Here is a 24,434-nt window from a genome sequence, read left to right as displayed (position 1 = left end):
GGCCCTCCGGGATAGTCGCCGGAGGGCCCTTCGGTGTTGCGGAAAACTCAGACGCGCTTGAAGAGCAGGGCGCGCTTCACTTCCTGGATCGCCTTGGTCACCTGGATCCCGCGCGGGCAGGCGTCCGTGCAGTTGAACGTCGTCCGGCAGCGCCAGACGCCCTCGCCGTCGTTGAGGATGTCCAGGCGCTCCTCGGCTCCCTCGTCGCGGGAGTCGAAGATGAACCGGTGGGCGTTCACGATCGCCGCCGGGCCGAAGTACGAGCCGTCGTTCCAGTACACCGGGCACGAAGATGTGCAGCAGGCGCAGAGGATGCACTTCGTCGTGTCGTCGAAGCGGTCGCGGTCCGCCTGGGACTGGATCCGCTCGCGCGTCGGCTCGTTGCCGTACGTGATCAGGTACGGCTTGATCGCGCGGTACGCCTCGAAGAACGGGTCCATGTCGACGTACAGGTCCTTCAACGTCGTCAGGCCCTTGATCGGCGCGATCGTGATCACCGTCGGCTTGCCGTTCTTTTCCAGCAGGTCCTTCATCAGCACCTTGCACGCCAGCCGGTTGATGCCGTTGATCTGCATCGCGTCGGACCCGCACACGCCGTGGGCGCACGACCGGCGGAACGAGAACGTGCCGTCGATGTAGTCCTTGACGTAGAACAGCAGGTTCAGCAGCCGGTCGGTGCGCTGGGCCGGGACGTCGTAGGACTCCCAGTGCGGCTCCGAATCCACCTCCGGGTTGAACCGGAGGATCTTCAGGGTGACCGTGATCGGGGTGTGTTCGTCCGAAGCGGCCGGAGCGTCTTCAGTGGTTGCCGCAGTCATCAGTACTTCCGCTCCATCGGCTCGTAGCGGGTGAAGGTGACCGGCTTGTAGTCCAGCCGGATGTCGGACGACAAACCGGAGCCCTGCTTGTAGGCCATGGTGTGCCGCATGAAGTTCGTGTCGTCGCGGTTCGGGTAGTCCTCGCGGGCGTGGCCGCCGCGGGACTCCTTGCGCGCCAGCGCGCCCACCACGAGCACCTCGGCCAGCTCCAGCAGGAAGCCCAGCTCGACGGCTTCCAGGAGGTCGGTGTTGTACCGCTTGCCCTTGTCCGCCACGGTGATCCGCTGGTAACGCGCCTTCAGCGCCTGGACGTCGGTCAGCGCCTGCTTCAGCGTGTCCTCGGTCCGGTACACCGACGCGTGCGAGTCCATCGTCTGCTGCATTTCCTTGCGGATGTCGGCGACGCGCTCGTCGCCGTGCTCCGACAGGAGGCCCGCCAGCTGCTCCTCGACCAGCGTGGTCGGGTTCTCCGGCAGCTCGACGTGCTCGTGCGCCAGCGCGTACTCCGCGGCGGCGATGCCGGCGCGGCGGCCGAACACGTTGATGTCCAGCAGCGAGTTCGTGCCCAGGCGGTTCGAGCCGTGCACCGACACGCACGCGACCTCGCCCGCGGCGTACAGGCCGGGGATGACGTTCTCGTTGTCCCGCAGCGCTTCGCCGTGGATGTTGGTCGGGATGCCGCCCATCACGTAGTGGCAGGTCGGGAACACCGGCACCGGCTCCTTCACCGGGTCGACGCCCAGGTAGGTCCGGGAGAACTCCATGATGTCCGGGAGCTTCGCGTTCAGCGTTTCCTCGGGGATGTGCGTGACGTCCAGGACGACGTAGTCCTTGTTCGGCCCGCACCCCCGGCCCTGCAGCACTTCCTGCACCATCGACCGCGCCACGATGTCGCGCGGGGCGAGGTCCTTGATGGTGGGGGCGTAGCGCTCCATGAACCGCTCGCCGGACGCGTTGCGCAGGATCCCGCCCTCGCCGCGGACGGCCTCGGAAATCAGGATCCCCAGGCCCGCGAGGCCGGTCGGGTGGAACTGGAAGAACTCCATGTCCTCCAGCGGGAGGCCCTTGCGGAAGATGATGCCGAGGCCGTCACCGGTCAGGGTGTGCGCGTTCGACGTCGTCTTGAAGATCTTGCCGGCGCCGCCGGTGGCGAACACGATCGACTTCGCCTGGAAGACGTGCAGCTCGCCGGTGGCCAGCTCGTAGGCGACGACGCCGGACGCGACCGGGTTGCCGTCCTCGTCCGGGGTGGTGACGAGGTCGAGCACGTAGAACTCGTTGAAGAACTCCGTGCCGTACTTGACGCAGTTTTGGTACAGCGTCTGGAGGATCATGTGGCCGGTGCGGTCCGCGGCGTAGCAGGCGCGGCGGACCGCGGCCTTGCCGTGGTCACGGGTGTGCCCGCCGAAGCGGCGCTGGTCGATCTTGCCCTCGGGCGTGCGGTTGAACGGCAGGCCCATCTTCTCGAGGTCGAGGACCGCGTCGATGGCCTCCTTCGCCATGATCTCGGCCGCGTCCTGGTCGACGAGGTAGTCGCCGCCCTTGATCGTGTCGAAGGTGTGCCACTCCCAGTTGTCCTCTTCGACGTTCGCCAGCGCGGCGCACATGCCGCCCTGGGCCGCGCCGGTGTGGGACCGGGTCGGGTAGAGCTTGGTGAGGACCGCGGTGCGGGCGCGCTGGCCGGACTCGATGGCCGCGCGCATCCCGGCGCCGCCGGCGCCGACGATCACCACGTCGTACTTGTGGACCTGCATGGTGGGAAGTCTCCGGGGTCAGTTCGCGGGCATGTTCGGGTCGAACGTGAAGATCACCATCGTGCCGACGGCCAGGATCAGCGCCATGGACGTGTACAGCAGGATCTTCAGCCAGAACCGCGTGCTGTCCTTGCGCGCGTAGTCGTCGATGATGGTGCGCAGCCCGTTGCCGCCGTGGATCTCGGCCAGCCAGAGCATGGCGAGGTCCCAGAACTGCCAGAACGGCGAGGCCCAGCGGCCGGCGACGAAGCCCCAGTTGATCCGGTGCACACCGCCGTCGAGGATGTTCATGATCAGCAGGTGGCCGAGCACCAGGATGATCAGCGCGAGACCGGAGATCCGCATGAACAGCCAGCTGTAGAGCTCGAAGTTGCTCCGGCGGGCGGCGGGACGCTTCGGCGCGCGGGGGTTCGCGAGGGCGAGGTCGGCCATGTCAGTTACCCCCGAAGAGCGTTTCGACGGTGCGCTTCAGCATGAAGAACGCACCGGGGACCATCACGACCACCCAGACGACGCCGATGACCCACAGCATCGCCTTCTGGACCTTCGGGCCCTTCGACCAGAAGTCGACCAGCATGACGCGGATGCCGTTGAGCGCGTGGAACAGGACCGCACCGACCAGGCCGACCTCGAGGAGGTTGACGATCGGGGTCTTGTAGGTCTCGATGACCTGGTCGTAGGTGTTCGGCGACACGCGCACCAGCGCGGTGTCGAGCACGTGCACGAACAGGAAGAAGAATGTGAGCACGCCGGTGATGCGGTGCAGCACCCAGGACCACATGCCGGGGTCACCCCGGTAGAAGGTCCCCTGCCGGCGTGAGGCACCCGCCCGATCGCTCGCCCCTGCCGCAGGGGCAGTGCTCGCCGTGGTGGACATCGGTGAACGGCCTCCAACGTCTGACTATGTGCCCGGTGGCCGTGAGGTCCGCAGTCGCCGTGGGACGGCGGCAGTGCCGAGATCAACGTCATCGAGCCTGGATGAATCGGATGCTAGACCCGCACCCGGCACGCGGCTCACCTCCGGGTTCCCCTCTGTGATGGACCAGACACCGGTACTCCCGCGCCGCCACCCGGCGGTGTGGCGCAGCGCACTCGGCCGTGCGGTCGCGCTGTCGACGACGATCCCCTGAGGTCCGACCTCTGCGACATCTGATATCTGATGCACTAGGCCGAAAGACTGGTACAGACGGTTTGTTGTTGACCAACCGCCCGGCCATTCCTACTGTCGCTCACGCATACATCGGATCTCTCACGATGGGGTGACGTTCTGGTGAGACGACTCGGCTTGGTGATGGCCGTCGCGGCCCTGCTTCCCGTGGCGGTGGTCACGCCCGCACAGGCACTGCCCGACGGACTGGCTCTCACGCCGCCGATGGGCTTCAACAACTGGAACACCACCGGCTGCGCGGTCGACGAGCGGATCATCCGCGACACCGCCGACATCTTCGTCGCCCAGGGCCTGAAAGCCGCCGGCTACCAGTACGTCAACGTCGACGACTGCTGGGCCGAGCCGGTCCGCGACGCCGACGGCCGGATGCAGGCGAACAAGGCGCGCTTCCCGAGCGGGATGAAGGCACTCGCCGACTACGTCCACGCCAAGGGCCTCAAGTTCGGCATCTACACCAGCGCGGGCACGCTGACCTGCGCGAAGACCCAGCCGGGCGCGCTCGACCACGAAGACGTCGACGCGCAGACGTTCGCGGACTGGGGTGTCGACTACCTCAAGTACGACAACTGCAACAACGACGGCCGCCCCGCGCTCGAGCGCTACCCGAAGATGCGCGACGCGCTGGCGAAGACGGGTCGCCCGATCGTGTACTCGCTGTGCGAATGGGGCGAGAACAAGCCGTGGGAGTGGGGTGCCGACGTCGGGCACCTGTGGCGCACGACCGGCGACATCAAGGACAACTGGGCGAAGATGGTCCAGATCCTGAAGGCGAACGCGCCGCTCGCGCCGTACGCCGGGCCGGGCCACTGGAACGACCCCGACATGCTGGAGGTCGGCAACGGCGGCATGACGACCGAGGAGTACCGGTCGCACTTCTCGCTGTGGGCCATGATGGCCGCGCCGCTGCTCATCGGCGCCGACCTCCGGAAGGTCTCGCCGGAGAACTTCGACGTGCTGCGCAACGCCGAGGTCATCGCGCTCGACCAGGACCGCCGCGGCGTCCAGGCGCGCGTGCTGTCCAACCAGGACGGTCACTGGGTTTTCGCCAAGCCGCTCGCGAACGGCGACGTCGCGGTCGCGCTCTTCAACGAGACGACCTCGAGCGCGGACATCGGCACCACCGCGGCCGCCGTGGGCCTGCCGAAGGCCGCCGGGTACTCCGCCCGCGACCTCTGGACCCACCGCGATCTCCAGACCGCCGGCCGCGTCTCCGCGGTCGTCCCGCCCCACGCGACGGTCGTCTACCGGGTTCACACGGGCGGCGCCTGGCTGAAGGACGCGCCGCTGGTGAGCACCGGCGTCGAGCTGGCCGCGCCGGTGCCGGGCGTGCCCGGGGAGATCACCCCGGCCGGGAAGCCGTTCGAGGTCACGGTGTCCGCGACCGACGAAGCGCGCGTCCCGGTCTTCGACCCGCGCGTCACGCTGACCGCGCCCGCGGGCTGGCGCGTCGAGCAGGTGGCCCGGCCGCGCGCGTTCGTGCTCGGAACCGGCGACGTGGCGGTAGGACGCTGGCGGGTCACTCCGCCGCCGGGAACCGAAGGCACCACGGCGGTCCTGAGCGGCGGCGTCACCTACCGCACGCTCGGGTTCGGCCAGGTGAGCTGGACCGGTGCGCAGCGGCTGACCGTGCCCGCCGCCCCGCCGACGGCGCCGGCCTGGGCCAGCGACCTGCGCTGGGCGGCGGAGAAGAACGGCTACGGCCCGGTCGAGCGCGACATGTCCAACGGCGGCATCCCGGCGGGCGACGGCAAGCCGCTGACCATCAACGGCGTCGTCTACCCGAAGGGACTCGGGGCCCACGCACCCAGCGAAGTCGTCTTCTACCTCGGCGGCCGCTGCACGGCGTTCACCGCGGACGTCGGCGTCGACGACGAACGCGAGGCGACGAACAAGCAGGGCTCGGCGACGTTCGAGATCTACGCGGACGGCACCCGCGTCGCCGCCACCGGCGTCCGGACGTGGCAGGACCCGGCGCTCCCGCTGACCGCCGACCTGCACGGCGCCCAGTACCTGCGCCTGGCGATCACCGACGGCGGCGACGGCAACTCCTACGACCGCAGCGACTGGGCCGGCGCCCGGCTCACCTGCGCCTGAAGGGACTTCGCATGAAAACGCTCTCGACCGCGGCCGCCTTGGCCGTCGGGGTGGCGCTGGTCGGGCTGCCGGCCGCCGGGCAGCCCGCGCCCGTGACCTCCTGGACGCTCACCGCGCCGGGCGCGTCCCTCGCGCCCACGCCGGAAGCGCACGTCGCACTGGATCAGGGAAAGCTCACGCTGGCGGTCACCCGCGGCGCGACGACGGTGCTGGAGCCGTCCGCGCTCGGCGTCGAGACGGAGAACGGCGACCTGACCCGCGGCCTGAAGGTCACCGGCTTCAGCCAGCGGCCCGTCCACGAGGAGTACACGACCACCACCGGCAAACGCCTGCGGCACACCTACGACGCCGCCGAGACCACGCTGACCGTCAAGGGCCCCGGCGGCACCTTCGACGTCGTCTTCCGGGTGTCGCGCGACGGCGTCGCCTACCGGTACGTCTTCGACACCCCGAAGTGGGTGACGATCGTGCGCGAGGCGTCGGAGTACGCCGTCCCGCAGACCGCCGACTCCTTCCTGCTGCCGTTCGACAACGGCCGCAGCGACTACGAGAGCATCCACGTCCACCAGCCGGTCGCGCAGCAGGACCCGGTCGAGTACGGCTACCCGGCGCTGTTCCACGTCGGCGACACCTGGCTGTCCGTGCTCGAGTCCGACCTGAACGGCAGCTACGCGGGCTCCCGGCTGACGCTCACCCCGCAGCACCGCTTCCAGCTGACCCTCGGCGACCCGGCGGAAGTCGCGAAAGGACCCCTGTCCACGCCGTGGCGCGCGATGATCGTCGGCGACCTGGCGACGGTGACGCAGTCCGACCTCAGCACCGACCTCGCGAGCCCGGCGAAGATCGCCGACACGTCGTGGATCAAGCCGGGCGCGGGCGCGTGGTCGTGGTGGTCGGAAGGCACCGGCGACCTGGCGCTGCAGGAGAAGTACGTCGACCTGGCGGCGAAGGAGGGCTGGGCGTACAACCTGGTCGACGCCGGCTGGAACGCCGCGTGGGTGCCCGATCTGGTCGCGTACGCGAAAGCGCGCCACGTCGGCATCTGGCTCTGGGCGGACGCGAAGATCACCGACACCGACAGCGAGCGCGAGAAGAACTTCAAGCAGTACGCCGACTGGGGCGTCGCCGGGCTGAAGATCGACTTCGTCGAGTCCGAACGCCAGGACCGCACGCGCTGGTACGACGCCGTGCTCGCCGCCGCCGCGAAGTACCACCTGATGGTGAACTTCCACGGCGCGCCGATCCCGCGCGGCATCCAGCGGACCTGGCCGAACGTGATGAGCGTCGAAGCGGTGAAGGGCGCCGAGGGCACGAAGCCGAAGCCCGGGCGCGAGCCGTTCCCGATCGAGCACTACCTGACGCTGCCGTTCACGCGGAACCTGTCCGGCTCGATGGACTTCACGCCGGTCACCTTCACCGGCGTCCGCCCGACCAGCGACGGCGGCGAGCTGGCTCTCTCCGTGCTGTTCGAGTCCGGCGTCCAGCACTTCGCCGACAGCGTCGCGAGCTACGACGCCCACCCCGCCGCCGAGCGGCTGCTCAAGGGCATCCCGACGGCGTGGGACGACACGAAACTGCTGGCCGGCGACCCGGGGAAGCTCGCGGTGCTGGCCCGCCGCAGCGGCACGCAGTGGTACGTCGGAGCGCTGCACGCGGGTCCGGCCACGCGGCTCGACGCAGCACTGGGCTTCCTCCCGCCGGGTGACTGGCTGGCCGAGGTCTACGGCGACGGCGCCGACGGGCAGCTCCAGGTCACGACACAGCGCGTGACGGCCGACAGTGTGCTCACCGTCCCGGTGGCCGCGAACGGCGGATTCACCGCCCGTCTTTGCCCGGCCCCGCCGGGCGCGACCGGGTGTGCCTGAGCACCCCGAATGGCCGACGTAAGCCGCTACCAGGGCACTGAATGCCGTGGTAGCGGCGTTCGCCGCCACCTTTTCGCGCCAAGCTCTGGGCCGTTCGGATGATCACGGGCGGTATCCAGTTCGTCGCGCGAGGGGCTGCTGAGTAAACGTTTGTGTTACGTAGCGTGCCGTTCCTATGGCGCATTCCTGTCCGTTGGGTACGGTCTGGCGGTCGACCCGGCAGTGGGCCGGGTCGTGCTCTTGACCATCCGCTGGATCAGCGGGGAGGGAGACACACGTTGCGTCGCATGCGTGGAACCGCGCTGGCCGCCGCGGCCATGGCCGGGGTGCTCGCCCTGGCCGGGTGCGCCAAGGACTCGAGCGGTGGCAGCAGCAACAACAGCGCCGCGCCTTCGTCGGGCGGCTCCGACTGCGTTACCGCGCAGAAGCCGCCCGCCGCGCCCGCCGCCGCGTCGAGCAGCACCGCCGCCAGTGGCAAGGTCGACGGCAGCAAGCTGAAGATCGGCCTGGCCTTCGACGTCGGCGGCCGGGGTGACGCGTCGTTCAACGACGCCGCCGCCGCGGGCACCGACAAGGCGAAGAGCGACCTGGGCGTCACGACGGTCAACGAGAGCACCGCCAGCGCCAGCGAGGCCGAGTCGGCCAAGCAGCAGCGCCTCGACCAGATGGCCGCCTCGGGCATGAACCCGATCGTCGCGGTCGGCTTCGCCTACGCGGACGCGGTCAAGGCCGTCGCCACGAAGTACCCGAACACGAAGTTCGCGATCGTGGACGACGATTCGATCACGCTGCCGAACGTGACGCCGCTCGTCTTCGCCGAGGAGCAGGGCTCGTTCCTGGCCGGCGTCGCCGCCGCGTACAAGAGCAAGAGCTGCCACATCGGCTTCGTCGGCGGTGTCAACACCCCGCTGATCCAGAAGTTCGAGGCCGGCTTCCTGCAGGGCGCGAAGACCGTCTCGAGCAAGGTCAAGATCGAGGACGAGTACCTCACGCCGGCCGGTGACTTCTCCGGGTTCCAGGACCCGCCGAAGGGCAACGCCAAGGCCGCGGCCGAGATCGCCAAGGGCGCGGACGTGATCTACCACGCCGCCGGCGCCTCGGGCAAGGGCGTCTTCGACGCCGCCAAGGCGGGCAACGCGCTGGCCATCGGGGTCGACTCCGACCAGTACAACCAGAAGACCGTCGCCGCCGACAAGGACGTCATCATCACGTCCATGCTCAAGCGCGTCGACGTCGCGGTGTTCGACTACATCCAGGCCGTCGCCAAGGGTGACCTGACGGTCCTGCCGAAGCGGTTCGACCTCAAGGTCGACGGCGTCGGCTACGCCACCTCCGGTGGCAAGGTCGACGACATCAAGGACGTCCTGGAGGGCTACAAGGCCCAGATCATCTCGGGCGCGATCACCGTTTCGGACAAGCCGCAGAAGTAGCTGACAACGCGGACAGGGCTCGGAGGGGATGTCCCCTCCGAGCCCTCACGTGTTTTGACAGAGATGGAATTCTCCCGCCCATGAGCACAGCCGAGGCCCCGGCCGAGGCCGTCCCCGACCGGGGCGCGCCCGCCGTCCAGCTGACCGGGATCACCAAGCGCTTTCCCGGCGTGGTGGCCAACTCCGACGTCAACCTCACCGTCGCCGCCGGCGAGGTGCACGCCATCTGTGGCGAGAACGGCGCCGGCAAGTCCACCCTGATGAAGATCCTCTACGGCATGCAGCCGCCGGACGAGGGCACGATCGCGATCAACGGCGAAGAGGTGAAGCTGCGCAACCCGCAGGACGCCATCCGCGCCGGCATCGGCATGGTGCACCAGCACTTCATGCTGGCCGACAACCTCACCGTCGGCGAGAACGTGTTCCTCGGCGCCGAGGGGCTGCACGGCATCGGCCGGGCCGCCCGCGCGCGGCTGGCCGAGCTCGCCGAGCGGACCGGCCTGCACGCCAAGCCGGACACGCTGCTGGAGGAGCTCGGCGTCGCCGACCGCCAGCGCGTCGAGATCGTCAAGGTGCTCTACCGCGGGGCGAAGATCATCATCCTGGACGAGCCGACCGCCGTGCTCGTGCCGCAGGAGGTCGACGCGCTGTTCGCGACCGTCCGGGAGATGAAGGCCGACGGCTACACCTTCCTCTTCATTTCGCACAAGCTCGACGAGGTCCGCGCGATCGCCGACACCGTCACGGTCATCCGGCGCGGCACCACCGTCGGCACCGCCGACCCGAAGACCATCACCTCCCACGAGCTCGCGGAGATGATGGTCGGCTCCGAGCTGCCGAGCCCGGAGACCCGCGAATCCACGGTCACCGACCGGGCCGTGCTGCGGCTGACCGGGCTGACGCTGGGCGCCGAGGGCTCGGACCGCAACGCGCTCGACGACGTTTCCTTCACCGTGCACGCGGGCGAGGTGCTCGGCGTCGCCGGGGTCGAGGGCAACGGGCAGACCGAGCTCGTCGAGACCATCATGGGCATGCGCAAGCCTTCGGGCGGCACCATCGAGTTGGTGGACGCCGACGGCAAGGCCCGGGACATCACCAAGGCGGGGACGCTGGCGCGGCGCGAGGCCGGCATCGGCTACATCGCCGAGGACCGCACCCGGCACAGCCTGCTGCTCACGCAACCGTTGTGGGTCAACCGGATCCTCGGCTACCAGACCCGCGAACCGGTCTCGAAAGGACAGTTGCTCGACATCGCGGGCGCCCGCGCCGACACCGAGCGGATCGTGCGCGACTACGACGTCCGCACGCCCGGCATCGACGTCCCGGCCGCGGCGCTCTCGGGTGGCAACCAGCAGAAGCTGATCGTCGGGCGCGAGCTGTCGGGCGCCCCGGTGCTGCTCATCGCGTCGCACCCGACGCGCGGCGTCGACGTCGGCGCGCAGGCGCTGATCTGGGAGAACCTCCGCCAGGCCCGGGCCGCCGGCCTCGCCGTGCTGCTCATCTCCGCCGACCTCGACGAGCTGATCGGCCTGTCGGACACGATCCGCGTCATGCTGCGCGGGCGGCTCGTCACCGAGGCCGACCCCGCCACCGTGACGCCGCAGGAACTGGGCTCGGCGATGACCGGCGCGGGAGAGGGTGACGACGAATGACTTCCTGGCGCACGAAACTGCTGCCGCCGCTGCTCGCGATCGTCTTCGCGGTGCTGCTGTCGGCGATCGCGCTGATCATCTCCGGGGCCGACCCGCTGCAGGCGTACGGCACGATGATCGGCCAGATGTTCAAGGGCTCGACCGCGGTCGACACCGTGAACCTCGCGACCGTGTACTACCTGTCCGGGCTCGCCGTCGCCATCGGCTTCCAGATGAACCTCTTCAACATCGGGGTCGAGGGCCAGTACCGGTTCGCCGCCGTCGTCGCCGCCATCGCGGGCGGCGCGATGAAGCTGCCGCCGGTCATCCACGTGGTCGCGATCCTGGTGGTCGCGATCGTGGCGGGCATGGCCTACGCGGCGGTCCCGGCGATCCTCAAGGTCACCCGCGGGGTCAGCGAGGTCATCTCGACGATCATGCTCAACGCGATCGTCGCCGGGATCATCGCGTTCCTCATCAACGCCGACCAGTTCGGCGTGCAGCGGGGCAACAACATCGGCACCCGCGTGATCGAGCCGTCGGGCCGGATCCCCGGCATCCCGCTCGGCTCGGGCACGCTGTTCGGGTTCGTGTTCATCGCCGCGATCGTCGGCGGCGCCTACTGGTTCATGCTCAACCGCACGCGGTTCGGCTTCGAGCTCAAGGCGTCCGGCGAGTCCACCACCGCGGCCGCGGCCGGCGGGGTCAACGCCAAGAAGATGACGCTCATCGCGATGCTGCTCTCCGGCGGCGTGGCCGGCCTGGTCGCGATGCCGGAGCTGCTCGGCCGCGACTACACCTACGGCATCACCGCGACGCAGATGTACGGGTTCACCGGCATCGCGGTCGCGCTGCTCGGCCGCAACCACCCCGGCGGCATCGCGCTCGGCGCGCTGCTGTGGGCGTTCCTCGACACCTCCGCGGTGTCGCTGGAGCAGATCAACGTGTCCAAGGAGATCGCGACGATCATGCAGGGCATCATCGTGCTGTCGGTCGTCGTGGCCTACGAGGTCGTGCGCCGGGCCGACCTGGCTGCCGAACAACGCAGAGTCGGCCGGGCGCTGGGCGGCAACGGCCGCAAGGGCGCTTCGGTCGCCGAAGGGGGTGCGGTCTGATGGCCGTCACCGACCTCTCCCGGTCCGACGCGGGCAGCCCCGGCTCGACGCCGGTGCGGCGCAAGCGATACCGGATCCCGGGCTGGCTGCGCGGCGTGATCTGGGCCGTGATCGCCATCGCCGTCGTCTCGACGGCGTCCTACTCCACCGGCGTCGCCGCGCTGACGTCGTCGAACACCGCGTCGACGGCGTTGCGCCTGGCGCTGCCGATCCTGCTGTGCGCGCTCGGCGGCCTCTGGGCCGAACGCGCGGGCGTGGTCAACATCGGTCTCGAGGGCATGATGATCCTCGGGACCTGGGGCGCCGCCTGGGGTTCGTACTACGGCGGCGTGTGGTCCGGCCTGCTCGCCGCGCTCGCGTTCGGCGCGCTCGGCGGCCTGCTGCACGCGGTGGCGACGGTGACGTTCAACGTCAACCACATCGTCTCCGGTGTCGCGATCAACCTGCTCGGCCTGGGTGTCACGAAGTACCTGGCGAACCTGGTCTTCGCGCCGATCTCCGGCAACCCGCGGCAGTCGCCGGTGGTGCCGAAGTTCGACACGTACTCGGCGACGTTCCTCTCGGACTGGCTCGGTGACCTGGAGAAGCAGCAGCGCGTCGGCATCTCCGACGTGGCGGGCATCCTGCGCGGCCTGGTCACCGAGGTGGCGCCGCTGACGATGATCGCGATCCTCCTGGTCCCGGTGAGCTTCTGGGTGCTCTGGAAGACCCGGTTCGGCCTGCGGCTGCGCTCCTGCGGCGAGAACCCGGTGGCGGCCGAGTCGCTCGGCGTCAACGTGTACCTGCACAAGTACGTCGCCGTCGTGATCTCCGGCGCGTTCGCCGGCATGGGTGGCGCGTCGCTGGTGCTGCTGCGTGGTGGCGCGGACTACCTGGAGAACCAGACGAACGGCCGCGGGTACATCGGCCTCGCGGCGATGATCTTCGGCAACTGGCGCCCGGGCGGCCTGCTCGGCGGCGCGGCGCTGTTCGGCTACGCGGACGGCCTGCAGCTCGCCGGTGGCGGCGAAGCGGTGCTCGCGCTGCTGTACGGCGCGGTGATCCTGATCGGCGTCATCGTCGTCGTCCAGCTGTTCCGGCGGCACTGGATCGCGGCCGGGCTCGGCGTCGTCGGCGCGGGCGTGCTGTACGCGATCTACTGGGCGAACGACACGCTGCCGTCCGACCTGATCCCGTACACCGCGCACTTCGTGACGCTGATCGTGCTGGCCGTGGCTTCGCAGCGGCTGCGGCCGCCGAAAGCCGACGGGCAGCCGTACCGGCGAGGTGAGGACTGAGTGTCTACTTTGGACTGGGACGCGTTGCGTTCCCAGGCGATCGAAGCCGCTTCCCATGCGTACGCGCCTTATTCGGGGCTGCACGTCGGGGTCGCCGGGATCGTCGACGACGGCCGCGTGGTCACCGGGTGCAACGTCGAGAACGCGTCCTACGGGCTCGGGCTCTGCGCCGAGTGCACGATGGCCGGGCAGCTGCGGCTGTCCGGCGGCGGGCGGCTCGTGGCCGTGGCGTGCCGCAGCGGCGCCGGTGACCTGCTGATGCCGTGCGGGCGCTGCCGCCAGATCCTGTTCGAGCTGGGCGGATCCGCTTGCCTGGTGGACACGCCCAGCGGCATCCTGCCGATGTCCGACGTCCTGCCGGACGCCTTCGGCCCGGACGACCTGCCGTGAGCGCCTTCGCGGCGGTCGACGTCATCCGGACCAAACGGGACGGCGGCACGCTTTCCGACGAGCAGATCGACTGGGTCGTCGACGCGTACACCCGCGGTGACGTCGCGGAAGAGCAGATGTCGGCGCTGGCCATGGCGATCTTCCTGAACGGGATGTCCGCGGCCGAGATCTCCCGGTGGACGCGCGCGATGATCGCGTCGGGGGAGCGGCTGTCGCTGGACGTGTCGCGCCCGACGGTCGACAAGCATTCGACGGGCGGGGTCGGCGACAAGATCACGCTGCCGCTGGCGCCGCTGGTGGCCGCGTGCGGTGCGGCGGTGCCGCAGCTGTCCGGGCGCGGGCTCGGGCACACCGGCGGGACGCTCGACAAGCTGGAGTCGATCCCGGGCTGGCGCGCTTCGCTGTCCACGGCCGAGATCGCCCGGCAGCTCGAGGACGTCGGCGCGGTGGTCTGCGCGGCGACGTCCGGGCTGGCCCCGGCGGACAAGAAGCTGTACGCGCTGCGGGACGTGACGTCCACTGTGGAGTCGATCCCGCTGATCGCCAGCTCGATCATGAGCAAGAAGATCGCCGAGGGCGCGTCCGGGCTGGTCCTGGACGTCAAGTTCGGCTCCGGCGCGTTCATGAAGACGCTTGACCAGGCGCGTTCGCTGGCGGCGACGTTGACGTCGATCGGCGTCGACCACGGCGTCCCGACGACGGCGCTGCTGACCGACATGAACGTCCCGCTGGGCCGGGCGGTCGGGAACGCGGTGGAGGTCGCGGAATCCGTCGAGGTGCTCCAGGGCGGCGGCCCCGCGGACGTGGTTTCGCTGACGGTCGCCTTGGCCAGGGAGATGCTGGCGCTGGCCGGTCTCGACGTCGACCCGGCGGCCGTGCTGGCTTCGGGTGAGGCGTACGAGACGTGGTGCCGGATGATCTCCGCCCAGGGCGGCGACCCGTCGGCGCCGCTGCCGACGCCGTCGCACGTCCACACGGTGGTCGCGCCGGCTTCGGGCGTGCTCGCCTCGCTGGACGCGTACGCGGTGGGCGTCGCGGCGTGGCGGCTGGGCGCGGGCCGGGCCCGCAAGGAGGACCCGGTCCAGGCCGCGGCGGGCATCCTCTGCCTGGCCAAGCCCGGTGACGCCGTGACCGAGGGTGAGCCGCTGCTGGAGCTGCACACGGACACGCCGGACGCGGTGGCCGCGGCCTTGGCCGCGTTGGAAGGCGGCTTCTCGATCGGCTCGTCAGCCCCGGCCCCGGCCCCGATCGTCCGGGAGACGATCCGCGGAACCGTGTGATGATCATCGCGAAGATGATCACCCGACTGAGTGACCCCCGAGGACGGATCTCGCGTGACTGAGCCCGGAACTCGCGTGATCAGGGCCGTAACGGCCCCGATCACGCGAGTTCCGTCTCTGATCACGCGAGTTACGGCCCCGATCACGCGGGTTACGGCACCGATCACGTGAGCAGGCCCCCGCCGGATCCCGGCGGGGGCCTCTTCGTGGGGCTGGGTTACTCCGTGGCTTCTTCCGAGCCTTCGCCCGGCTTGGCCTTCGCGTCGGCCGGCTTCGGGGCACGGCCGTTGCGCGAGCTGCGCCGCGGCTGACGCGGGGCCGGGGGCGGCGGGGCGATCTGCTGGACGGCCGGGCCGCCGCCGAGCATCAGCTCCGCGAACGTCGCCATCGCCTCGTCGAGCTGGCCGCCGATGCGGCGGACGCTCTCGTCGTTGCTCTTGCGGACCAGCGAGTCCACCGAGTCGGTGTCCGGCTGCTTGGACAGCGTGCCCTCGACCTTGGACAGCCCGGCCTTGAGCGCGCCGTCGAGGTCGCCGATGCCGGAGAGGAAGCCGTCCTCCACCTTGTCGAGGCGGCCGGCCAGGTCGTCGAGGCGGGTGGTGACCTTCTCGAGGCGGCTGCCCAGGTTCTCCAGGCGGTCCGAGGCGTCGATCATCTCGCCGGTCTCGGTCAGCGCCGTCTTGAGCGCCTCGGTGTTCGCGCCGATCCGCTCGCCGGTGACGCGGTCCAGCTCGCCGATGCGCTCCTGCGTCACGCGGCTCAGCTCGTCGACCTTGCCGCGCAGCTCGTGGTCGGCGTGGTCGACGCGGTCGCGCAGCGACGCCTCGGCCTGCTCGATCCGCTCGCGGACCGGGGCATGCACCGACTGCGGGATCGAGTCGAGCTTCGCGTCCTGCTTGTCGAGGTGGCTGCCGACCTCGTCGATCCGGCGGTGGATGTTCTGGAGCTTGTCCTCGAGCCCGTCCATCCGGCCCGCGACGCCCTCGAAGCGGGCGGCCATGCCGTCGAGCCGGCCGTCGAGCTGCGCGAAGGGCTTGGCGAGCTTGTCGACGATGCTCTCGACGGCGCGGGTCAGCGCGGCGATCGCGTTGTCCTGGGCCTCGAGGCGGGACATCGTCTCGTCGAGGCGCTCGGCGAGGACGCTGACCTCGGTGCGGTCGGGCATCTCGGACAGCCGCTTGCGGACCGCGCCCAGCGAGTCCACCGGCGCGAGGCGGGCGTAGATGTCGTCGAGCGCGTCGAAGATCTGCTGCTGCTCGCTCTCACGCACTTCGGCCGCGCGCACCAGCATGTTGCGCATCCGGTCGAAGGACGGGGCGGCAATCTGGTTGTCAGTGGTCACTGCTGTGTGTCCTTCGTCGGCGGGGAAATGGAGGGACGTGCCACGAAGCTTATCGATTGCAAAAATTGCTGTCCGTATGGCCCCCGTGAAGTGCCTATTGCGGAGGCCGCCCCCGGATGGCCGATTCGGTACATGATCCTCAACGCTGAGGGTTAGCCCGAGCCTGAGACTTACCGCCATGTAGGGGAATGACAACGAGGTTACCGTTGGGGGATGCCTGACGAAAGCCCTGTTCTGACCAGCGAGACACTCCGCCGCGCGCCGAAGGTCCTCCTGCACGACCACCTCGACGGCGGCCTCCGCCCGGCGACCGTCGCCGAGCTCGCCGAAGCCACCGGCTATGCCGGTCTGCCCACCACCGACCCGGCCGAGCTGGGCACCTGGTTCCGCCGAGCGGCCGATTCCGGCTCACTCGTGTCCTACCTCGAGACCTTCGCGCACACGTGCGGCGTGATGCAAACGGAGGAATCGCTGGTCAGAGTCGCCGCGGAAGCGGTGGAGGACCTGGCCGCCGACGGCGTCGCCTACGCCGAGGTGCGCTACGCACCGGAGTTGTTCGTCGAACGCGGACTGTCACTCGATGCGGTGGTCGAGGCCGTCCAGGCGGGGTTCACGGAGGGCACCCGCCGAGTGGCCGCGAACGGCGGCAGCATCCGCATCGGGACGTTGCTCTGCGCGATGCGCCAGCACGCCCGTGCCCTCGAGATCGCGAACCTCGCCGTCCGCTACCGCGACGCCGGCGTCGCCGGGTTCGACATCGCCGGACCGGAGGACGGATTCCCGCCGACCCGCAATCTCGACGCTTTCGAGTATTTGCGCCAGAACAATGCGCATTTCACCATTCACGCGGGAGAAGCGTTCGGTTTGCCGTCCATTTGGGAGGCGATTCAGCACTGCGGGGCCGAGCGGCTCGGCCACGGCGTGCGGATCGTCGAGGACATCAAGACGGACGCGGGGGGGACGGTCCACCTTGGACGGTTGGCCGCGTACGTCCGCGACCGCCGGATCCCCCTGGAGATCTGCCCGACGTCGAACGTCCAAACAGGCACCGTGCGCTCGATCGCCGAGCACCCGCTCGCGCTGCTCAAGCGGCTGCGCTTCCGGGTGACCGTGAACACGGACAACCGGCTGATGAGCGGCTGCACGATGACCAGCGAATTCGCCGCGCTGCACGAGACCTTCGGGTATGGCCTCGACGACTTCCGCTGGTTCACGATCAACGCGATGAAATCCGCGTTCATCGATTTCGACGCCCGGCTCGCGCTGATCGACGACGTCATCAAGCCCGGGTACGCCGCGCTGAGCTGACGCTTGCTGGGCGGTTGCGGTCCTTAGCCATGCCAACTATCGTTCACCATATAGGAAGTTGTTCTCAGATTTTGAGACGGTGACGACGATGGCGCAGGTCGCGAACGGTTCGGTCGAGCAGCTGCAGGCGAGTTCACGGCGGTGGCTCATCCTCGCGCTCGGCCTCGCCGCGCAGACCGCGAGCTGCTCCTTCCTTTACGGCATCCCGTTCCTGGTCCCGGCCATGCGGGACACCCTGGGTCTGACGCTGGCCCAGGCCGGCACGGTCGTCGCGGCGCCGAGCATCGGGCTGCTATTCACCCTGATCGTGTGGGGCGCGGCTGCGGACCGTTACGGAGAGCGCCTGATCATGGCCCTCGGACTGGGTGCCTCGGGGTTACTCCTGGTGTACGCCGGGGTAGGAACTCACCCGGTCGGGCTTCTCTTTGGTGTGTTCCTAGCGGCCGGAGCGTGTACGGCTTCGGTGAACGCGGCGAGCGGCCGCGTCGTGATGGGCTGGTTCGCGAAGTCCGAGCGCGGCGTCGCGATGGGGATCCGCCAGACGGCCCAGCCGCTCGGCGTCGGCGTCGCGGCGCTCGGGCTGCCGCCGCTGGCCGCGCAGTTCGGGTTCCGCGCGGCGGTCCTGCTGCCGGCCGGGCTGGCGATCGTCGTCGCGCTGCTGGTGGCGTGGCTGGTGACGGACCCACCCCGCCCGCCGCGGCCGCCTTCCGGGGAGAAGCCACCCTCGCCGTACCGGCACGCGACGCTGTGGCGGGTCCACGGCGCGAGCGCGCTGCTGGTGGTGCCGCAGTTCGCGGTGTCGGCGTTCGCGCCGGTGTACCTGGTCGCGGTGCAGCACTGGAGCCCCCTGGCGGCGGGCTGGTACCTGGCGGTGGTCCAGGTGCTGGGCGCCGCGGGCCGCCTGGGGTCGGGCTGGTGGTCCGACCGGGTCGGCAGCCGGCTGCGCCCGATGCGTCAGCTGGCTGTGTTGAGCTGCCTGGTCATGCTGCTGGTGGCCTTGGGCGACGCTTCGTGGCCATGGCTGGTGCTGCTGGCCCTGGCGTTGGCGGGGGTGATCACGGTGGCCGACAACGGCCTGGGCTTCACGGCCTCGGCGGAGCTGGCGGGCCTGGCGTGGTCGGGCCGCGCGATGGGCACCCAGAACACGGGCCAGAACATCGCGGCCTCGCTGACCCCACCCCTGCTGGGCCTGGTGATCGGCGACAGCCGGTACGCCCTGGCGTTCTGCGTGGCGGCGGTGTTCCCGGCGCTGGCGGTCCTGGTGGTCCCGACCCGCGCCGAACCCCACGACTGACCCCGTGTCGACGCCACAATCACGCGAGCCGACCTCCCGATCACCCGTGATGCCCTTCCAATCACGCGAGATGCCCGCCCAGTCACGCGAGATGCCCGCCCAGTCACGCGAGATGCCCGCCTGATCACGCCAGTTACGCGCCTGATCACGCCAGTTCCGGGTTCGATCACGCGAGACGCCTGCTAAGTCCCGCGAGTTACGCGCCTGATCACGCGAGGTGCCCGCCTGATCACGTGAGATGCCTGCCCAGTCACATGAGATGCCTGCCCAGGCACGCGAGATGCCCGCCCGATTACGCCAGCCGACCGTCCAGGCGCGCGAGCCGACCGTGCAGGTCCGCGAGCCGACTTGCCGGGTACGTGAACCGCCTGCCGGTGCGGTCGATCCCGCTGCCCGCGCGGGGGCGCCCCCCGTCTCCAGCGTATCGGCCGCCTCTGACGGAAAACGGGCGTCGCGGAGCCGGCGGACCGAGTTGTCCACATCCGGCCGGCGCTGTGGACCGACCCCGACGCACCCGCCCCGGACACGCCGAAGGCCGCCTCCCAACCACGGGAAGCGGCCTTCGGCGAAACCAGAGATCAAGCCACCGTCAGGCGGTTCTCGAAACCCTCGACGAGCTTGCGCCAAGCGCTCTGCTCGGCGTCGAACGGCGCTGACGGCTCCAGGCGCGTCGGGTCGGGGCGCAGGACGAACGACACCAGCCAGCCCAGGCTTTCGTTGCCCGCCAGGGCCGTCTCGGCGGAGTCGTCGCCCGCCCAGTCCGCCGCGTCCGTGATCAGCTCGACCGCCAGCTCCAGCTGCGTCGGGTCGATCGCCTCCGGGCCCTCCGCGATGTCCGCGTCGAGGCCCGTCAGCACGTACGTGTTCTCCGGGTCGACCTCGACCTCGAGCTCGCCCGCCGTCGCCTTCGCCAGTACCTCGTCCCACGTGGACACCTCGGCGAGGTCCGTGTCGGCCAGGTCCTTGCCGTCGGCCAGCGCGCGGGCCAGGGCCTTCTCCGACGTGAACACGTCTATCTCGCCCTCGCTGCCGAGGAACACCGGCGCGTCGTCGAGGTAGCAGCGCAGCGTGTAGTACTCCGCGCCGGACGTGATGATCTTGATCGGGTCGATGCCGACCTCGGCCCAGAAGCCGACCGGACCCTCGTCCTCTTCTTCTTCGTCGTCGTCTTCCGAGGAGAGCGCTTCGAGGTCCTCTTCGCCGTCGGCGCCGGCCTCGGCCTCCGCGGACTCCTCGTGGAACGCGGCCAGCTCCTCGGCCGTCTGCTCCAGCACCTTCTCGTCGACGTCCGGCACCGTCACCAGGCCGTCGATCGCGTCCAGCACGGTGTCCCACTTCTGCGACACGGTCTCGGACAGGTCGTTCCAGACCTGCACGCCGACGCTCCCGGTGAACGGGAGGGTGCCCTGGTCGAGCAGCGAGAAGCCCTCGGTCGAGTCGAGGATCTCGTGCACCTCTTCGAGGTCGCAGACGTCGGCGAGCGACCGCACGATGCCGACGATCTCGGCCAGCTCCGCGATGTGCCAGATGTCCGGCTCCTCGGCGACGAGCTCCGGCACGCCGACGAGGTCGTAGGTGTGGTCCTCGTCCGGGATCAGCTCCGGCACGTTCAGCGACGGCACCGCGTCCCAGGCCGGGTGGTCGATCAGGTCGTGCCGCTCGGACGTGCGGACGAAGGCGGCCAGGTGGGCGGCGTCCGGGAAGGCGTACAGGTCGTCCTCGTCGCCGAGGAACGCTTCCCACTCCTCGCCGTCCTCCCGCCAGCGCGGGGCCCACAGGGTGACGACGTCGCCCTGCGGCAGCCCGAGTTCGATCGGGATGATGTCCTGTGCCATTCCTAAGCCCTCCGGAGTACCGCCCGTGTGCGCGCGAGACCGAATGTATCCCCCGGTCGGTGCGCGGTAACGCGAAGCCTACGGGTTTACCACGCGCGATGCGATCGCCCCTGCCGACTTTGCGGCGAGCGGATGGCACGATGGACGCCTGATGACACTCACAGACCTCCTGCCTGCGGATCCCGACCCCGACGCCCTCTTCGAAGCGTTCACGACCTGGACGGCCGAACGGGGCATCGAGCTGTACCCGGCGCAGGAGGAGGCGGTGATGGAGGTCGTCTCCGGATCGAACGTCATCCTCTCGACGCCGACCGGCTCCGGGAAGAGCCTCGTCGCCGTCGGCGCGCACTTCACCGCGCTGGCCCAGGGCCGCCGCAGCTACTACACCGCGCCCATCAAGGCGCTGGTGTCGGAGAAGTTCTTCCAGCTCATCGAGATCTTCGGCGCCGACAGCGTCGGGATGATGACCGGCGACTCCAGCGTCAACCCGGACGCGCCGATCATCTGCTGCACGGCCGAAATCCTGGCGAACATCGCGTTACGGTTCGGGGCGGACGCGCCGGTCGGCCAGGTCGTCGCCGACGAGTTCCACTTCTACTCCGAGCCCGACCGCGGCTGGGCGTGGCAGGTGCCGCTGCTGGAGCTGCCGAAGGCCCAGTTCGTCCTGATGTCGGCGACCTTGGGCGACGTGTCCTTCTTCGAAAAGGACCTCACCCGCCGCACCGGCAGGCCGACCGCCGTCGTCACGTCGGCGCAGCGCCCGGTGCCGCTGACCTTCCGGTACGCGCTCACGCCGCTGCACGAGACGATGTCCGAGCTGCTCAACGGCGGCCAGGCGCCGGTCTACGTCGTGCACTTCTCGCAGGCCGCGGCCATCGAGCGCGCGCAGACGCTGATGAGCATCAACGTCACGACCAAGGCGGAGAAGGAGGCCATCGCCGAGCTGATCGGCGACTTCCGGTTCGCCGCCGGGTTCGGCAAGACGCTCTCGCGGCTGGTCCGCCACGGCATCGGCGTCCACCACGCCGGCATGCTGCCGAAGTACCGCCGACTGGTCGAGACCTTGGCCCAGTCCGGGCTGCTCAAGGTGATCTGCGGGACCGACACCCTCGGCGTTGGCATCAACGTACCAATTCGGACAGTGGTCTTCTCCGCGCTGACGAAGTACGACGGCGTCCGCCAGCGCCACCTCAAGGCGCGCGAGTTCCACCAGATCGCCGGCCGCGCCGGGCGCGCGGGCTACGACACCGACGGCTACGTCGTCGTGCAGGCGCCCGACCACGTCGTCGAGAACGCCAAGGCGCTCGAGAAGGCGGGCGACGACCCGAAGAAGAAAAAGAAGATCGTCCGGAAGAAGGCGCCGGAGGGCTTCGTCAACTGGACCGAGAGCACGTTCGACCGACTGATCGCGGCCGAGCCCGAGCCGCTGACGTCCAGCTTCAAGGTCACGCACTCGATGCTGCTGAACGTGATTTCTCGGCCCGGCAACGCGTTCGAGTCGATGAGGCACCTCCTGGAGGACAACCACGAAGATCGGGCGTCGCAGCGCAAGCTCATCCTGCGCGCCATCGCGATCTACCGCGCGCTGCTCGCCGCCGGCGTCGTCGAGCGACTGGCCGAACCGGACGAACAGGGCCGGATCATCCGGCTCACCGTCGACCTGCAGTTCGACTTCGCGCTCAACCAGCCGCTTTCACCGTTCGCGCTGGCCGCGATCGACCTGTTCGACCTGGAGTCGCCGAGCTACCCGCTCGACGTCGTGTCCACTGTGGAATCCACTGTGGACAACCCGCGGCCGGTGCTGTCGCAGCAGCAGTTCAAGGCGCGCGGCGAGGCCGTGAACGCGATGAAGGCCGAAGGCATCGAGTACGACGAGCGGATGGAGCTGCTCGAGAACATCACGTACCCGAAGCCGCTGGAGGAGCTGCTGCAGGGCGCGTTCCACAGCTACCGGCAGGGCCACCCGTGGGTCGACGACTACGAGCTGTCGCCCAAGTCCGTCGTGCGCGACATGTACGAGCGCGCGATGAACTTCGTCGAGTACATCGGCTTCTACCAGCTCGCCCGGTCGGAAGGGCTGGTGCTGCGCTACCTCACGGACGTCTACGACTCACTGCGCCACACGGTGCCGGACGAGGCGAAGACCGAGCCGCTGCAGGACCTCATCGAGTGGCTCGGCGAGCTGGTCCGGCAGGTCGACTCCAGCCTCCTGGACGAGTGGGAGGCCCTGCGCCACCCTGCGGAGGAAGGGCCGGTGTCGCACCGGCCGCCGGAGCTGCCGCCGGGCGTCACGCGCAACGAGCGCGCGTTCCGCGTCCTGGTGCGCAACGAGCTGTTCCGCCGGGTCGAGCTGTTCGGGCGGCGGGCGTGGAACGTGCTGGGCGAGCTGGACGCGGCGTCCGGCTGGGACGCCGAGGCGTGGGAAGACGCGATCGCCGACTACTTCGAGGAGTACGAGACACTCGGCACCGGCGCGGACGCGCGCGGCCCGGCGCTGATCATGATCGAGCAGCAGCCGGACGTCTGGAAGGTCCGCCAGATCTTCGACGACCCCGCCGGCGACCACGACTGGGGCATCAGCGCGGAGGTCGACCTGGCGGCGTCCGACGAGGCCGGGATGGCCGTCGTGCGGGTGACCGAGGTGGGCGCGCACTAGCCGTTGCCTTTTCCTGACTGCTCAGTCATCGTGATCACATGGTGGCGACAGTGCGGGAGCACCGGATCGGCGACGTGCGCTGGACAGTCGTCCGCGGGCCCCGGGAAGCCGCTTTCCGGGCGCTGGGCTCGTACGCCGCTGCCGACATCCGGACTGTCCTGGCGGGACTGCCGTCGTGGCCGGTGTCCGCCCGCGCCGGCCGGTCGCCGGTGCTGTTCCGGGCGATCGAGTCGGCGTCCCAGGTCGAGCACCCGGACGCGTACGCCGAGCTGACGGCGCTGGCCGCGGGGGCGGGCGTGCCGTTCGACGACCTCCTGCTGGCCAACCTGCGCGGCGACCTCGGCGCGGACGACGGCACCGGCTGCACGGACCTCGCGTGGGCCGGCGCGCCTTCGCTGCTCGGCCACAACGAGGACGGCGCTCCGGCGTTCGACGGGATCGGCCGCCTGCTGACGCTGCTGATCGACGGCGAGCCGGGCGTGTGCGTCTGGTGGTACCCGGGGTTCCTGCCGTCGAACACGTTCACGCTGACCACGCACGGTCTGGTGTGGGGGATCGACAGCGTGAGCGTGGTGACGCCTTCGCCGTGCGCGGGCCGCCATTTCGTGGCGCGGACGGCCCAGCGCGCGTCTAGCCTTGCCGAGGCGGTGTCGGTGTTGCGGCGGTTTTCGTCCGCGGGCGGGTTCGCGTACACGATGGGCCAGGTCGGCTCGCCGGCCGTGACGGTGGTGGAGAAGGCAGGCCACGAAACGGCCGTGCTGACTGTCGCGAGTGGACTGTCCTGGCACACCAACCACTTCCGCCAGCTGCCGCCCACTTTGGACACGGCGTCCGAGGAGAGCTTGGCGAGGGCCGAGGTGTGCGCGCACCTGACGGCGACGTCGCCGGACGCCCGATGGCTGGTTTCGGCGCTGACGACCGGCGTCCACCGCAACGCTGCCGACGGCGACGACCTGATGACGCTGAGCACGCTGGTGACGGACCTCGACGCGGGCGAGGTGACATTGGTGCCGCGAGGCGGCGCGCCATTGCGCGCCCACGCGCTGGACCTGGCCGCGGGGAACGTGGCGGCCGTGACCGGAAGCGAATCCGGGCAAAGCGTCCCCGGCCCGTCCCGGCACGGCTAGCTTGGGCGACGACCGAACCGGGGAGGAGGAGATCCGGGTCGTGCCGAACC

General features: G+C 69.8%; 18 protein-coding genes. 12 read left to right on the top strand and 6 right to left on the bottom strand.

All coding sequences use genetic code 11. From position 1 onward, the window contains the following. Positions 1-47: 47 nt before the first annotated feature. Genes OG738_RS07025 through sdhC form a run of 4 tightly spaced genes read right to left on the bottom strand, consistent with a single transcriptional unit; the run spans position 48 to position 3,449 of the window. Positions 48-818, bottom strand: a complete 771-nt coding sequence (locus tag OG738_RS07025) for a succinate dehydrogenase iron-sulfur subunit (RefSeq protein WP_329052227.1) — start codon at positions 816-818, stop codon at positions 48-50. Next, on the bottom strand, positions 818-2,572 hold the full coding sequence (sdhA, locus tag OG738_RS07020; RefSeq protein ID WP_329052225.1) for a succinate dehydrogenase flavoprotein subunit: 1,755 nt from the start codon (positions 2,570-2,572) through the stop codon (positions 818-820). Before sdhA ends, OG738_RS07025 begins: the two co-directional genes overlap by 1 nt. A gap of 18 nt (positions 2,573-2,590) precedes the next feature. Beyond that, positions 2,591-3,004, bottom strand: a complete 414-nt coding sequence (locus OG738_RS07015; protein ID WP_329052223.1) for a succinate dehydrogenase hydrophobic membrane anchor subunit — start codon at positions 3,002-3,004, stop codon at positions 2,591-2,593. A 1-nt stretch (position 3,005) separates the two neighbouring features. Next, positions 3,006-3,449, bottom strand: coding sequence for a succinate dehydrogenase, cytochrome b556 subunit (sdhC, locus tag OG738_RS07010; RefSeq protein WP_329052221.1), 444 nt, complete (start codon positions 3,447-3,449; stop codon positions 3,006-3,008). Between the two features lie 414 nt (positions 3,450-3,863). On the opposite strand from sdhC, the gene OG738_RS07005 reads away from it, so the two are divergent. The 8 genes from OG738_RS07005 to OG738_RS06970 all read left to right on the top strand — a co-directional run bounded on the left by OG738_RS07005 (position 3,864) and on the right by OG738_RS06970 (position 14,822). Then, on the top strand, positions 3,864-5,834 hold the full coding sequence (locus OG738_RS07005; protein WP_329056596.1) for an NPCBM/NEW2 domain-containing protein: 1,971 nt from the start codon (positions 3,864-3,866) through the stop codon (positions 5,832-5,834). Positions 5,835-5,845: 11 nt separating this feature from the next. Next, positions 5,846-7,699 (top strand): glycoside hydrolase family 97 protein, encoded by a 1,854-nt coding sequence (locus OG738_RS07000; protein WP_329052219.1) that lies wholly within the window; start codon positions 5,846-5,848, stop codon positions 7,697-7,699. 287 nt (positions 7,700-7,986) lie between these two features. Beyond that, positions 7,987-9,129: a BMP family lipoprotein gene (locus tag OG738_RS06995; protein WP_329052217.1), complete on the top strand. Its 1,143-nt coding sequence runs from the start codon at positions 7,987-7,989 to the stop codon at positions 9,127-9,129. 80 nt (positions 9,130-9,209) lie between these two features. Beyond that, complete coding sequence (locus tag OG738_RS06990; protein WP_329052215.1) at positions 9,210-10,781, top strand: ABC transporter ATP-binding protein; 1,572 nt, start codon at positions 9,210-9,212, stop codon at positions 10,779-10,781. Next, positions 10,778-11,875, top strand: a complete 1,098-nt coding sequence (locus OG738_RS06985; RefSeq protein ID WP_329052213.1) for an ABC transporter permease — start codon at positions 10,778-10,780, stop codon at positions 11,873-11,875. The genes OG738_RS06990 and OG738_RS06985 overlap by 4 nt, the downstream gene beginning before the upstream one ends. Then, positions 11,875-13,152: an ABC transporter permease gene (locus OG738_RS06980; RefSeq protein WP_329052211.1), complete on the top strand. Its 1,278-nt coding sequence runs from the start codon at positions 11,875-11,877 to the stop codon at positions 13,150-13,152. Before OG738_RS06985 ends, OG738_RS06980 begins: the two co-directional genes overlap by 1 nt. Further along, positions 13,153-13,542, top strand: coding sequence for a cytidine deaminase (locus OG738_RS06975; protein WP_329052209.1), 390 nt, complete (start codon positions 13,153-13,155; stop codon positions 13,540-13,542). After that, on the top strand, positions 13,539-14,822 hold the full coding sequence (locus OG738_RS06970; protein WP_329052208.1) for a thymidine phosphorylase: 1,284 nt from the start codon (positions 13,539-13,541) through the stop codon (positions 14,820-14,822). Before OG738_RS06975 ends, OG738_RS06970 begins: the two co-directional genes overlap by 4 nt. A gap of 217 nt (positions 14,823-15,039) precedes the next feature. On the opposite strand, the gene OG738_RS06965 is transcribed toward OG738_RS06970, so the two are convergent. Beyond that, positions 15,040-16,164 carry a PA containing protein gene (locus OG738_RS06965; RefSeq protein WP_329052207.1) on the bottom strand — a complete coding sequence of 375 codons (1,125 nt, stop codon included), beginning with the start codon at positions 16,162-16,164 and terminating at the stop codon, positions 15,040-15,042. Between the two features lie 213 nt (positions 16,165-16,377). Here OG738_RS06965 and OG738_RS06960 point away from each other — a divergent pair, with 213 nt between their 5' ends. Together OG738_RS06960 and OG738_RS06955 are read left to right on the top strand one after the other, a co-directional pair. After that, complete coding sequence (locus OG738_RS06960; RefSeq protein WP_329052205.1) at positions 16,378-17,472, top strand: adenosine deaminase; 1,095 nt, start codon at positions 16,378-16,380, stop codon at positions 17,470-17,472. An 88-nt stretch (positions 17,473-17,560) separates the two neighbouring features. Then, positions 17,561-18,766, top strand: a complete 1,206-nt coding sequence (locus tag OG738_RS06955) for an MFS transporter (RefSeq protein ID WP_329052203.1) — start codon at positions 17,561-17,563, stop codon at positions 18,764-18,766. 578 nt (positions 18,767-19,344) lie between these two features. On the opposite strand, the gene OG738_RS06950 is transcribed toward OG738_RS06955, so the two are convergent. Continuing rightward, positions 19,345-20,601, bottom strand: a complete 1,257-nt coding sequence (locus OG738_RS06950; protein WP_329052201.1) for a primosomal protein — start codon at positions 20,599-20,601, stop codon at positions 19,345-19,347. Between the two features lie 151 nt (positions 20,602-20,752). On the opposite strand from OG738_RS06950, the gene OG738_RS06945 reads away from it, so the two are divergent. Together OG738_RS06945 and OG738_RS06940 are read left to right on the top strand one after the other, a co-directional pair. After that, positions 20,753-23,257, top strand: coding sequence for a DEAD/DEAH box helicase (locus OG738_RS06945; protein WP_329052200.1), 2,505 nt, complete (start codon positions 20,753-20,755; stop codon positions 23,255-23,257). Positions 23,258-23,295: 38 nt separating this feature from the next. Beyond that, positions 23,296-24,384: a C45 family peptidase gene (locus OG738_RS06940; RefSeq protein WP_329052199.1), complete on the top strand. Its 1,089-nt coding sequence runs from the start codon at positions 23,296-23,298 to the stop codon at positions 24,382-24,384. The last annotated feature ends 50 nt before the right edge of the window (positions 24,385-24,434 follow it).

The sequence above is a fragment of the Amycolatopsis sp. NBC_01488 genome, assembly GCF_036227105.1.
In the GTDB taxonomy this organism is placed as follows: domain Bacteria; phylum Actinomycetota; class Actinomycetes; order Mycobacteriales; family Pseudonocardiaceae; genus Amycolatopsis.
This window is presented reverse-complemented; position numbering and strand designations above follow the sequence as displayed.